Here is a 12,681-nt window from a genome sequence, read left to right as displayed (position 1 = left end):
CCGTCACCCCCTTCCGAACGACGCCGGGGCGTCGCTGTTGTTGGTGGGCAGGTACTCGTCCAGCCAGAGATCCAGTTCCCGATAGGCGACGTCGCGCGGGCCCTCCAACGACAAGAACACATCGTGCTTGGCATCGACCACCGGGACGATGGTGCTGCGGTTTCCGACACAGCCTGCCCACCTGGCGATCTGGGTGACGTCGAGAACGGCGTCGCCGCACCGCATGGGCTCCGGGTCCGCGGTTTCGCGCACGCTGTGGTCCGAGCGCAGGATCAGATTCGGCACGCCGACGTCGAGGCCGCGGTGCAGCCGGGCCTGGCCGCGGCGGACGGCGTGCAGCCAACCGAAGGTGATCGGGAAGCCACCCACGGGTTTCCACTGCAGGTTGTAGTCGAATTGCCCGCCATAGTCGCGGTGCAACGTGGTGCCGTAGCCGCCCTCACCCGGCGACCTGGCCACGCCCTTGGACCGCACCCGCGACAGACCCCCGAGCAGCGCCACGGTCGCCGAATGCCGCAGGATGGCCGGGCCGGGCAGATCCAAAAACGGGCTGTTGAGCACCAACCCGCCGATGTCGGCGTGCGCGTCCGGGTTGCGGCGGCGCAACCGATCCAGCCACAACGACACGATGAGCCCGCCCGCGGAATGCCCGTACACCAGCACGTCGCGGGCCTGCGCGCGCACGACGTCCAGGGCGTGCTCGAGTTCGGTGTCGTAGTTGGCGAGGTCGGTGACGAAGTGCGGCGTCTGGCCGTCGCGCCGCGACCGACCGCACTTGTGAAGGTCCAGCGCGTAGAAGGCGAAGCCGCGCGCGGCGAAATGGTCGGCCAGCTCGGTGTGGAAGAAGTAATCGGTGTAGCCGTGCACCGCCAGCACCGCGCGCCCGGCCGGGCCCGCCTGTGCCGGCCCGCGCCGGATCAGGGTCGCGACGATGTCGCCCTCACCGGCGGGATCGCGGCCGAGCGCGATGGTGCGCTGCCAATATCCGGGGAGGACATCGGGCACCCAGCCAGTCACGAGGCAAGCTTAGCTTTTGCTGGGCACGGGGAGCCGCACGTCGTTCGCGCCCACTTTGCCTCGGGATAACCTGGGGATCGGCCCAGTCGAGGGAAGGACCAGCAAGCCGGTGTCATCGCTAGCCACAACCGCGCGGACGGACGTCGTGCTGGTGGGCGCGGGCATCATGAGCGCGACGCTGGGCGCGTTGCTGCGCCGGCTGCAGCCGGAGTGGTCGCTGACCTTCGTCGAACGCCTCGACGCCGTCGCCGCGGAAAGCAGCAGCCCCTGGAACAACGCCGGCACGGGGCATTCGGCGCTGTGCGAGCTGAACTACACCCCGCAGCGCGCCGACGGCTCGATCGACATCAGCAAAGCGGTGCGCATCAACGAGCAGTTTCAGGTGACCCGCCAGTTCTGGGCTCACGCCGTGGAGAACGGCATCCTGACCGATCGGAGCTTTTTGACCCGGATCCCGCACGCGAGCTTCGTGCGCGGGGCGCGGCGCGTGGACTATCTGCGGCGGCGCCGTGACGCGCTGGCGGCCAACCCGCTGTTCGCCGGCATCGAATTGATCGAGGACCCGGGCGAGTTCGCCCGCCGGCTGCCGTTGATGGCCGCCCATCGCGACTTCTCCACGCCGACCGCACTCAACTGGGCCGCCCACGGCACCGACGTCGACTTCGGTGCGCTGTCGCGCCAATTGGTCGGATTCTGTGTGCGGGGCGGCGCGACGGCCCTGTTCGGGCACGAGGTCCGCAACCTGACCCGCGGGTCCGACGGCGGCTGGACGGTGTCGATCCGCAATCGCCGCACCGGCCAAAAGCGCCGCTGTCACGCCAAATTCGTCTTCGTCGGGGCCGGCGGCGACGCGCTGCCCCTGCTGCAGAAGTCCGGCATCAGCGAGGTCAGGGGTTTCGCCGGATTCCCGATCGGCGGCCGGTTCCTGCGCGCCGACAAGCCGGCGCTCACCGCCGCGCATCGGGCCAAGGTGTACGGGGCGCCCGCGCCCGGCGCCCCGCCCCTGGGGGCGCTGCATCTGGACCTGCGCTACGTCAACGACAAGCCGTGGCTGGTGTTCGGCCCGTACGCCGGCTGGTCACCGAAGTTCTTGAAACGCGGGCACTTCACCGACCTGCCCCGCTCGGTGAAGCCGCATAACCTGGCCTCCCTGCTCGGGGTCGGCGCCACCCAGCTGACGCTGCTTGGGTACCTGCTCGGCCAATTGCGGCTCTCCGAGCCGGACCGGCTGCGCATGCTGCGCGAATTCGCGCCCACCGCAGCGGGTTCCGACTGGGAGTTGACCGTGGCCGGTCAGCGCGTGCAGGTGATCCGGCGCGACAGGCGAAAGGGCGGGGTGCTCGACTTCGACACCACGGTGGTGGGGGCCGCCGACGGAAGCATCGCGGGTCTGCTCGGCGGCTCGCCCGGGGCGTCGACCGCGGTGCCGATCATGCTCGACGTGTTGCAGCGGTGCTTTGCCAACCGTTTTCAGTCGTGGTTGCCCGCGCTCAAGGAGATGGTTCCCTCTTTGGGGGCGTCGCTGTCGGACGAGCCGGCGCTCTACGACGAGGTCTTTTCGTGGGGAACGAAGGTACTGGGGTTGGATGTCAATGACTGAAGCACTGCGGCGTATCTGGGCCAAAGACCTTGATGCCCAGACACTTTACGAGCTGCTCAAGTTGAGGGTGGAGGTGTTCGTCGTCGAACAGGCGATCCCGTATCCCGAACTGGACGGCCGTGACCTCCTCGCCGAAACCCGGCACTTCTGGCTGGAGACGGCCGACGGCGAGGTGATCTGTACGCTGCGGCTGATGGAGGAGCACGCCGGAGGCGAGAAGGCGTTCCGCATCGGGCGCCTGTGCACCAAGCGCAGCGCCCGTGGCCAGGGCCACACCACCCGGCTGCTGCGCGCGGCCCTGGCCGAGGTGGGTGACTACCCGTGCCGGATCAACGCGCAGACCTATCTGGCCGACATGTACGCGCAGCACGGATTCGTGCGCGACGGCGACGATTTCGTCGACGACGGCGTCCCGCACGTGCCCATGCTGCGGCCGGGCTCCGGTCTGGCGGCCAAGCCGTGAGGCCCTACCCGTTCAGCGCCATCGTCGGGCACGACCAGCTGCGTCTCGCCCTGCTGTTGTGCGCCGTGCGCCCTGAGATCGGGGGCGCCCTCATCCGCGGCGAGAAGGGCACCGCCAAGTCGACGGCCGTGCGCGGCCTGGCGGCGCTGCTGTGCGCGGCGACCGGCAGCGATTCCGGCCTGGTCGAAATGCCGCTCGGGGCAACCGAAGACAGGGTCATCGGCTCGCTGGATCTGCAGCGGGTGCTGCGCGACGGCGAGCACGCTTTTTCCCCGGGCCTGTTGGCCCGCGCGCACGGCGGGGTGCTCTACGTCGACGAGGTCAACCTGCTGCACGATCATCTCGTCGACGTGCTGCTCGACGCCGCGGCGATGGGGCGGGTGCACATCGAACGCGACGGCATCTCGCATTCGCATGAGGCGCGGTTCGTGTTGATCGGCACCATGAATCCCGAAGAGGGCGAACTGCGTCCGCAGCTGTTGGACCGCTTCGGGCTCACCGTCGACGTGCACGCCTCACGCGACGTCGACGTGCGGGTGCAGGTCATCCGGCAGCGAATGGCGTATGAGGCCGACCCGGACGGCTTCGCGGAGCGATACGCCGCCGCCGACGCCGAGCTGGCCCGGCGCATCGCCGCGGCCCGCGCGCTCGTCGACGATGTGGTGTTGCCCGACAACGAGTTACGGCGCATCGCGGCGCTGTGCGCGGCGTTCGATGTCGACGGCATGCGCGCGGACCTGGTGGTGGCCCGCACCGCCGTCGCCCACGCTGCCTGGCGCGGGGCGCCCGCCGTCGAGGAATCCGACATCCGGGTCGCCGCCGAGCTGGCGCTGCCGCACCGGCGCCGCCGCGACCCCTTCGACGATCCGGGGATCGACCGCGACCAGCTGGACGAAGCCCTGGCGCGGGCCGGCTCCGAGCCGGACCCCGAGCCCGACCCGCCCGGCGGCGGTCAAACGCCGGACACCGAACAGGCTGGGCCACAACGGGACTCGGGGGACAGCACCACGGGGAAGCCGCCGAAGTCCAAGCCCAGCGCGCCTCCGTCGAAAACCTTCCGCACCCGCGCGCTGCGCGTCCCCGGGGTGGGGGAGGGCGCGCCCGGGCGGCGGTCGCGGGCGCGCAACGCCGGCGGCAGCGTCATCGCCGCCACCGACGGGGACGACACCAGTTGCGGCGGGCACGGACTGCACGTGTTCGCCACGCTGCTCTCGGCCGCCGAGCGCGCCGGGGCCGGGCCGCTGCGGCCCGGGCCCGACGACGTGCGCCGCGCCGTGCGCGAGGGACGCGAGGGCAACCTGGTGATCTTCGTGGTGGACGCCTCGGGTTCGATGGCCGCCCGCGACCGGATGGCGGCGGTCAGCGGCGCCACGCTGTCGCTGCTGCGCGACGCCTACCAGCGCCGCGACAAGGTCGCCGTGATCACCTTCCGGCACCAGCAGGCGCAATTGTTGCTACCGCCGACCTCCTCGGCCCACATCGCCGGGCGGCGACTGGCCCGCTTCGACACCGGCGGCAAGACGCCGCTCGCCGAAGGCCTGCTGGCCGCGCGCGAGCTGATCGTCCGGGAGAAGGCGCGCGACCGGGCCCGCCGCGCCCTGGTGGTGGTGCTCACCGACGGCCGGGCCACCGCCGGACCGGATCCGTTGGGCCGCACCCGATCCGCGGCGGCCCGGCTGGTGGCCGAAGGCGCGGCCGCGGTGGTCGTGGATTGCGAGACGTCGTTCGTGCGGCTGGGCCTGGCCGAGCAGCTGGCCCGCCAACTCGGCGCACCCGCCGTTCGGCTGGAGCAGCTGCACGCCGATTCGTTGACGCGTGCGGTACGCGACGTCGCGTGAGAAAGGTAACCCGTTATGCCGCAAGGAGTTCCAGTCCAGGTTCCCGATGATGGCCTGACCACCCGGGCGCGACGTCACACGCCGGTGCTGGCGGTGCACACCGGCGCCGGCAAGGGGAAGTCGACGGCGGCGTTCGGAATGGCGTTGCGGGCCTGGAACGCCGGGCTTTCCGTCGCGGTGTTCCAATTCGTCAAGAGCGCGAAGTGGAAGGTCGGCGAGGAGGCGGCGTTCGCCGCGCTCGGCGACGTGCACGAACAACACGGCGCCGGCGCGCCGGTCGAATGGCACAAGATGGGTGCGGGCTGGTCCTGGACGCGCAAGGCGGGCAGCGACACCGATCACGCGGCGGCCGCGGCCGACGGCTGGGCCGAAATCGCGCGCCGGCTGGTCGACCAGCGCCACGACTTCTACGTGCTCGACGAGTTCACCTATCCGCTGAAGTGGGGCTGGGTCGACGTCCACGAGGTGGTCGAGGTGCTCGCGGCGCGGCCCGGCCACCAGCACGTCGTCATCACCGGACGCGACGCCCCGCGGCCGCTGATCGACGCGGCCGACCTGGTCACCGAGATGACCAAGCTCAAGCATCCGATGGACGCCGGGCGCAAGGGGCAGAAGGGCATCGAGTGGTGAGTGTTCCCGCCGTGGTCATCGCCGCACCCGCGTCCGGCAGCGGAAAGACCACCGTGGCAACGGGTTTCATCGGCGCTTTGCGCCGGGCGGGGCACACCGTCGCGCCGTTCAAGGTGGGCCCGGACTTCATCGATCCCGGGTATCACGGCCTGGCCGCAGGCCGGCCGGGCCGCAACCTCGACCCGGTGCTGGTCGGGGAGGGCCTCATCGGCCCGCTGTACGCGCATGGTGCCGGGGGCGCGGACATCGCGGTGATCGAGGGCGTGATGGGGCTGTTCGACGGGCGGATCGGGCCGTCCGCCGCCACCCCCGCCGCCGGATCGACTGCCCACGTCGCCCGCCTGCTGGGCGCCCCCGTCGTCCTGGTCATCGACGCGCGCGGTCAAAGCCAGAGCATCGCCGCGCTGCTGCACGGCTTTTCGACGTTCGACACCGCGACCCGGGTCGCCGGCGTGATCCTGAACCGGGTCGGCTCGGCCCGCCACGAGCAGGTGTTGCGGCAGGCCTGCGAGCAGGCCGGTGTCCCGGTGCTGGGGGCGATCCCGCGGTCGGCCGAATTGGAGCTTCCCACAAGGTATCTGGGCCTGGTCACCGCCGTGGAGTACGGCCGCCGGGCCCGGCAGGCGATCGACGCGATGACCGCGTTGGTCGCCGCCCACGTCGACCTGGCGGCCGTGATCGCGGTCGCGCGGGCCCCGGTGGCCGGGGAGCCGTGGGATCCGGCGGCGGCGGTGGGGGACTCGGCGCGGCGGCGCGCCACCGTGGCCGTGGCGGCCGGGAAGGCCTTCAGCTTCGGCTATGCCGAGCACCCGGAGCTGCTGGCGGCCGCCGGCGCGGACGTCGTCGCATTCGATCCGCTCAGCGACGCGTTGCCCGACGGCAGCGATGCGGTGTTGCTGCCCGGCGGCTTTCCCGAACAGTTCACCGCCGAGCTGTCCGCCAACGAGGTCGTGCGCCGGCAGATCAAGGAGCTGGCCGCCGCCGGCGCGCCCGTGCACGCCGAGTGCGCCGGGCTGATCTACCTGGCCGCCGAGCTCGACGGCCACCCGATGTGCGGCGTGCTGGCCGGACACGCCCGGTTCACCCCGCAGCTGACGCTGGCCTACCGCGACGCCGTCGCCGTGGCCGACTCCCCGCTGTACACCGCGGGCCAGCGGGCCGTCGGGCACGAATTCCACCGCACCGCAGTCACATTCAGCGACAGCTACCAGCCGGCATGGATGTACCAAGCCCCCGACGCCGACGACGCCGACGAAGCCCCCGATGCCGGCGGGGCCGTGCGCGACGGCGTCGTGCACGCCGGCGTGCACGCGTCGTATCTGCACACCCACCCGGCCGCCGCGCCGGAGGCGGTGGCGCGCTTCGTCGCCCACGCGGCCCGGCGAGCGGGTTCGCGGACGTAACGTCACGGCGAAAAATCCGGCCGAACTTCGCCGTGGCGTTACGCGCGCGGTGCCAAGGCCACGAACCACTAAGCTTGCCGGGTGACTGAGAGCGCCTACCTCGTAGGGCTGCGGCTGACCGGTAAGAAGGTCGTCGTCGTGGGCGGCGGCACCGTCGCCCAGCGCCGGCTGCCGTTGCTCATCGCCAGCGGCGCCGACGTCCACGTCATCTCCCGCAGCGCCACCCGGTCGGTCGAGGCCATGACCGGAATCACCCTGGCACTGCGCGAATACCGCGACGGCGACCTCGACGGCGCGTGGTACGCGATCGCGGCCACCGACGACCCGCGCGTCAACGAGGCCGTGGTCGCCGAGGCCGAAAGCCGCCAGATCTTCTGCGTCCGGGCGGACGTCGCCGTCGAGGGAACCGCGGTGACGCCAGCGTCTTTCAGCTATGCCGGGCTGTCCGTCGGCGTCCTGGCCGGCGGCGAGCACCGGCGTTCGGCGGCGATCCGCTCGGCCATCCGGGAGGCGCTGCAGACCGGGGTCATCACCCCCGAGGGCCCGGTGGGCTCCGACGCCGTCAAGGGCGGCGTGGCGCTGATCGGGGGCGGTCCCGGCGACCCCGAACTGATCACCGTGCGCGGGCGCCGGCTGCTCGCCCAGGCCGACGTCGTGGTCGCCGACCGCCTCGCGCCGCCGGAACTGCTCGCCGAACTGCCCCCACACGTGGAAGTCATCGACGCCGCCAAGATCCCGTACGGCCGGGCGATGGCCCAGGACGCCATCAACGACGTGATGATCGAACGCGCCCGGGCCGGAAGCTTCGTGGTGCGCCTCAAAGGGGGGGACCCCTTCGTCTTCGCCCGCGGCTACGAGGAGGTGCTCGCGTGCGCCGAGGCCGGGATCCCGGTCACCGTGGTGCCGGGTGTGACAAGCGCCATAGGGGTGCCCGCATTGGCGGGTGTCCCCGTCACCCATCGGGCGATCAACCACGAGTTCGTGGTGGTCAGCGGCCATCTCCCTCCCGGGCATCCCGAATCGTTAGTGAATTGGGATGCGCTGGCCGCGATGTCCGGCACGATTGTTTTGCTGATGGCCGTCGAACGCATCGAACTTTTCGCCGAAGCCCTTTTGGCAGGCGGTCGACCAGCGGATACGCCCGTGCTTGTCGTTCAGCACGGAACGACGGCCGCTCAACGCACTTTGCGGGCCACCCTCGCCGACACGCCCGAAAAGATTCGCGCCGAGGGGATCCGACCTCCCGCGATCATCGTGATCGGCGCCGTGGCGGCTTTCGGGGTTTAAACGCTTCTTAAGATTACTGTAAGGTAACCCTTTATGACGGCTCTCAACGACTCAGAGCGCGCTGTCCAAAACTGGACGTCTGCACGCCCCGATCGTCCGGCCCCGGTGCGCACGGCGGAGACCGCCGCAAAGCCCCCGGCGGAGACCGCCTCCAATCGCATCAGCAAGTACTACCCGGCGTGGCTGCCCTCGCGACGCTTCATCGCGGCCGTCATCGCCATCGGCGGTATGCAGCTGCTTGCGACGATGGACAGCACCGTCGCGATCGTCGCGCTCCCCAAGATCCAAAACGAGCTCAGCCTGTCCGACGCCGGCCGCAGCTGGGTGATCACCGCCTACGTGCTGACGTTCGGCGGGCTGATGCTGCTCGGCGGGCGGCTCGGCGACACCATCGGGCGCAAGCGCACCTTCATCGTCGGTGTCGCCCTGTTCACCATCTCCTCCGTGCTGTGCGCCGTCGCCTGGGACGAGGCGACCATGGTCATCGCCCGGCTGTCGCAGGGCGTCGGGTCGGCCATCGCCTCGCCGACGGGCCTGGCGCTGGTGGCGACCACCTTCCCCAAGGGACCGGCGCGCAACTTCGCGACCGCGGTCTTCGCCGCGATGACGGCCGTCGGCTCGGTGATGGGCCTCGTGGTCGGGGGAGCGCTCACCGAGGTGTCGTGGCGGCTGGCGTTCCTGGTGAACGTGCCGATCGGCCTGGTGATGATGTATTTGGCCCGCACCGCGCTGCGCGAGACCAACCGCGAGCGGATGAAGCTGGACGCCACCGGCGCCATGCTGGCCACCCTGACGTGCACCGCCGCGGTGTTCGCCTTCTCGATGGGGCCGGAAAAGGGGTGGGTTTCGATCACCACCATCGGTTCGGGTGTGGTGGCGATGCTCGCCGGGCTGGGCTTCATCATCGTGGAGCGCACCGCCGAGAACCCCGTGGTGCCGTTCGATCTGTTCCGCGACCGCAACCGCCTGGTCACGTTCACCGCGATCTTCCTGGCCGGCGGGCTGATGTTCAGCCTGACCGTGTGCATCGGCCTGTACGTGCAGGACATCCTCGGCTACAGCGCGCTGCACGCCGGCGTCGGCTTCATCCCGTTCGTCATCGCGATGGGGATCGGCCTCGGCATCTCCTCGCAGCTGGTGTCGCGGTTCTCGCCGCGGGTCTTGACCATCGGCGGCGGCATCCTGCTCTTCTGGGCGATGCTCTACGGCTGGGCGTTCATGCACCGCGGCGTCGCCTACTTCCCCAACCTGGTGTTGCCGATCGTGGTCGGCGGGATCGGCATCGGCATGGCCGTCGTGCCCCTGACGCTGTCGGCCATCGCCGGTGTGGGTTTCGATCAGATCGGTCCCGTCTCCGCGGTCACGCTGATGCTGCAAAGCCTGGGTGGCCCGCTCGTGTTGGCCGTCATCCAGGCCGTGATCACTTCGCGGACACTGTATTTGGGCGGCACCACCGGCCCGGTCAAGACCATGAACGACGCGCAGCTGCAGGCGCTCGACCACGGGTATACCTACGGCCTGCTGTGGGTGGCCGGCGTGGCCGTCATCGTCGGCGGCGCGGCGCTGCTCATCGGCTACACCCCCGACCAGGTTGCGCACGCGCAAGAGGTCAAGGAAGCGATGGACGCCGGGGAGCTGTAGCTCACCGCATGCGGGCACTGCGCCTGTCACGGGCGCTCTTCGCAGCACGCTAGGCTAGCCCGCTGTGATCACCCGGATGTCCCAGCTGTTTTTGCGCACGTTGCGCGACGATCCCGCCGACGCCGAAGTCGCCAGCCACAAGCTGCTGATCCGGGCCGGCTACATCCGACCCGTCGCACCCGGGCTGTACAGCTGGCTGCCGCTGGGCCTGCGGGTGCTGCGCCGCATCGAGCGCATCGTCCGCGAGGAGATGAATGCCATTGGCGGGCAAGAGATCCTGTTTCCCGCCCTGCTGCCCCGCGCGCCGTACGAGGCGACGAACCGGTGGACCGAATACGGCGACTCGGTGTTCCGGCTCAAAGACCGCCGCGGTAACGACTACCTGCTGGGCCCGACACACGAGGAGTTGTTCACCCTGACGGTCAAGGGCGAATACAGCTCCTACAAAGACTTTCCGGTCCTGCTCTACCAAATCCAGAACAAGTACCGCGACGAGGCGCGGCCCCGCGCCGGCATCCTGCGCGTGCGGGAGTTCCTGATGAAGGACTCCTACTCGTTCGACGTCGACGACGCCGGGCTCAAGGCCGCCTACCACGCGCACCGCGAGGCCTATCAGCGAATCTTCGCGCGCCTGCAGGTGCGCTACGTCATCGTCTCGGCGGTGTCCGGCGCCATGGGCGGCAGCGCCTCCGAGGAGTTTCTGGCCGAAAGCCCGGTCGGCGAGGACACCTTCGTGCGCTGCCTGGAGTCCGGCTACGCGGCCAACGTCGAGGCCGTCGTCACGGCGCGTCCGGAGGCGCAGCCGATCGACGGGCTGCCCGAGGCGGTGGTCCACGACACCGGCGACACCCCGACCATCGCCACCCTGGTGGACTGGGCCAACACCGCCGACCTGGGCCGCACCGTCACCGCGGCCGACACGCTGAAGAACGTCCTGCTCAAGGTGCGCGAGCCCGGTGGGGACTGGGAGCTGCTGGCCATCGGGCTGCCCGGCGACCGCGAGGTCGACGACAAGCGGCTGGGCGCGGCGCTCGAGCCGGCCGAATACGCGATGCTCGACGACGCCGACTTCGCCAAGTACCCCTTCCTGGTGAAGGGATACATCGGCCCGAAAGCGTTGCAGGACAACAATGTTCGCTACCTGGTCGATCCACGCGTGGTCGACGGCACCAGCTGGATCACCGGGGCCGACGAGCCCGGCCGGCACGTCGTCGGGCTGGTCGCCGGCCGCGATTTCACCGCCGACGGCACCATCGAGGCCGCCGAGGTGCGCGACGGGGACCCGTCGCCGGACGGCGCGGGCCCGCTGGTGTCGGCGCGCGGCATCGAGGTCGCGCACATCTTCCAGCTCGGCCGCAAATACACCGACGCCTTCACCGCCGACGTGCTCGGCGAGGACGGCAAGCCGGTGCGCCTGACCATGGGCTCCTACGGCCTGGGCGTCTCGCGGATGGTGGCCGTGATCGCCGAGCAGCACCACGACGAGCTGGGGCTGCGGTGGCCGCCGTCGGTCGCGCCCTTCGACGTCCACCTGGTGATCGCCAACAAGGACGACCGGGCCCGCACCGGGGCCACCGAGCTCGCCGGCGAGCTGGACCGGCTGGGCGTCGACGTGCTGCTCGATGACCGGCAGGCCTCGCCCGGCGTGAAGTTCAAGGATGCCGAGCTGTTGGGCGTGCCCTGGATCGTGGTGGTGGGGCGCGGCTGGGCGGACGGCGTGGTGGAACTGCGCGACCGCTTCGGCGGGCAAACCCGCGAACTGGCGACGGGGGCGTCGCTGGCGGGCGAGATTGCGGCCACCCTTAACGACTAGCTAGTCGTTGCCGCCCGGGAAGCTCGTCGTGATCGGCCAGGCCCCCAAGACCCGGTTCCACCGGGCGGCCATCACCGCGCTCTGCACCAGCGCCGTCGAGGCGAACGCCCGGTCCTCGGCGGTCTCGGCGTGTTCGGCGACAACGCGCCACGCGCCGGCGCCGTCGTTCTCCATCCGCGCGGCCAGCCGCGCAGCGTCCGCCGGGCTGCCGACCACCAGGGGCAGCTGGTAGCCGGCGGCGGCAACCGGGGCGGTGACCTTGCGGGCGGTCAGCATCGCGATGACGTCGTCGCGGCGCTGCCGGTGCTGCTCGAGCGCCTCCACCACCATGCCGTTGACGCTGGGCGGCGACATGGCCGAGACGATGCCGTAGCCGTAGATCGTCGAGTGTTCGATGGCCAGCGCGTCGGACAGCGCGGCGTTGTCGGCGTCCTTCCCCGAGCTCATATCGACGGCCCCCCGGGCACCAGCGCCACGGTGTAGGACGCCGTGCAGGACGCGGCGATCGAGGCGAGCAGCCCGGCCCGGTAGCCGGATTCGGTGCCCACCAGGCGAGCGGCGCTGTCGGCCGAGGCGTGCAGCGCGTTGATCACGTCGGCCACCGGCGGCGGGGGAGGCGGGGCGCCGGCCGGCTCGGCCTGACTCGGGCTGGGCGTTTCGCTCGACGACGGCGCGGCGAGCTTGCCGGCGGCCCGCGCGATCTCGGTGGACAGCGCGCGGGCGTGCGCGGCGCGCTGGCTCGCCACCACCGTCAGCGCGGCGGCGACCTGCGGGGGGTTCCCGACGGCCGAGGCGGCGGCACTCGCCAGCGCGCTGTCGTGGCGCGCCTGGTCCAACGGGCCCAGCAGTTGTTCGACGGGCGGGGGCTTGGGCGCGGACTTTCCGCACGCGGACACCACACCGAGCGCGGCCAAAGCGACGCCGCCGGAGAGGACGTCTCGCCGGTTGACGAACGGAACTGCGCTAGGCACAAGCACATCCTGCCACCG

Annotated in this window: 10 protein-coding genes and 1 pseudogene; 8 read left to right on the top strand and 3 right to left on the bottom strand. The window is 70.9% G+C overall.

Going from position 1 to position 12,681, the window contains the following annotated elements; all coding sequences use genetic code 11:
- Positions 1-3: 3 nt before the first annotated feature.
- Entirely contained in the window at positions 4-1,017 is a 1,014-nt protein-coding gene (locus tag W7U_RS13425; protein ID WP_008258758.1) for an alpha/beta hydrolase, read from the bottom strand.
- A 166-nt stretch (positions 1,018-1,183) separates the two neighbouring features.
- On the opposite strand from W7U_RS13425, the gene mqo reads away from it, so the two are divergent.
- From mqo to W7U_RS13385, 8 genes and pseudogenes are all read left to right on the top strand, one after another.
- Positions 1,184-2,617: a malate dehydrogenase (quinone) gene (gene mqo, locus W7U_RS13420; RefSeq protein WP_050989421.1), complete on the top strand. Its 1,434-nt coding sequence runs from the start codon at positions 1,184-1,186 to the stop codon at positions 2,615-2,617.
- Positions 2,610-3,080, top strand: a complete 471-nt coding sequence (locus tag W7U_RS13415) for a GNAT family N-acetyltransferase (protein WP_008258755.1) — start codon at positions 2,610-2,612, stop codon at positions 3,078-3,080. The genes mqo and W7U_RS13415 overlap by 8 nt, the downstream gene beginning before the upstream one ends.
- Positions 3,077-4,918: a magnesium chelatase subunit D family protein gene (locus W7U_RS13410; protein ID WP_008258752.1), complete on the top strand. Its 1,842-nt coding sequence runs from the start codon at positions 3,077-3,079 to the stop codon at positions 4,916-4,918. Before W7U_RS13415 ends, W7U_RS13410 begins: the two co-directional genes overlap by 4 nt.
- A gap of 15 nt (positions 4,919-4,933) precedes the next feature.
- The gene (cobO, locus tag W7U_RS13405; protein WP_008258748.1) at positions 4,934-5,548 is read left to right on the top strand and encodes a cob(I)yrinic acid a,c-diamide adenosyltransferase; all 615 of its coding nucleotides are present in this window, start codon (positions 4,934-4,936) and stop codon (positions 5,546-5,548) included.
- Positions 5,545-6,951, top strand: coding sequence for a cobyrinate a,c-diamide synthase (locus W7U_RS13400; protein ID WP_008258742.1), 1,407 nt, complete (start codon positions 5,545-5,547; stop codon positions 6,949-6,951). The genes cobO and W7U_RS13400 overlap by 4 nt, the downstream gene beginning before the upstream one ends.
- 81 nt (positions 6,952-7,032) lie before the next feature.
- A pseudogene (cobA, locus tag W7U_RS13395) lies at positions 7,033-8,249 on the top strand (uroporphyrinogen-III C-methyltransferase).
- Positions 8,250-8,271: 22 nt separating this feature from the next.
- Positions 8,272-9,879, top strand: coding sequence for an MFS transporter (locus tag W7U_RS13390; protein WP_036429088.1), 1,608 nt, complete (start codon positions 8,272-8,274; stop codon positions 9,877-9,879).
- Positions 9,880-9,943: 64 nt separating this feature from the next.
- Positions 9,944-11,692: a proline--tRNA ligase gene (locus tag W7U_RS13385; RefSeq protein ID WP_008258736.1), complete on the top strand. Its 1,749-nt coding sequence runs from the start codon at positions 9,944-9,946 to the stop codon at positions 11,690-11,692.
- Here the strand turns inward: W7U_RS13385 and W7U_RS13380 are convergent, their stop codons facing one another.
- Both W7U_RS13380 and W7U_RS13375 read right to left on the bottom strand, forming a co-directional pair.
- Positions 11,693-12,139 carry a ferritin-like domain-containing protein gene (locus W7U_RS13380; RefSeq protein ID WP_008258734.1) on the bottom strand — a complete coding sequence of 149 codons (447 nt, stop codon included), beginning with the start codon at positions 12,137-12,139 and terminating at the stop codon, positions 11,693-11,695.
- Complete coding sequence (locus W7U_RS13375) at positions 12,136-12,663, bottom strand: hypothetical protein (protein ID WP_036429086.1); 528 nt, start codon at positions 12,661-12,663, stop codon at positions 12,136-12,138. Before W7U_RS13375 ends, W7U_RS13380 begins: the two co-directional genes overlap by 4 nt.
- Positions 12,664-12,681: the final 18 nt, after the last annotated feature.

The sequence above is a fragment of the Mycobacterium sp. H4Y genome, from assembly GCF_000364405.1.
GTDB classification, from domain to species: domain Bacteria; phylum Actinomycetota; class Actinomycetes; order Mycobacteriales; family Mycobacteriaceae; genus Mycobacterium; species Mycobacterium intracellulare.
The sequence above is the reverse complement of the archived record's forward strand: the minus strand, read 5'-3'. Positions and strand labels throughout refer to the sequence as shown.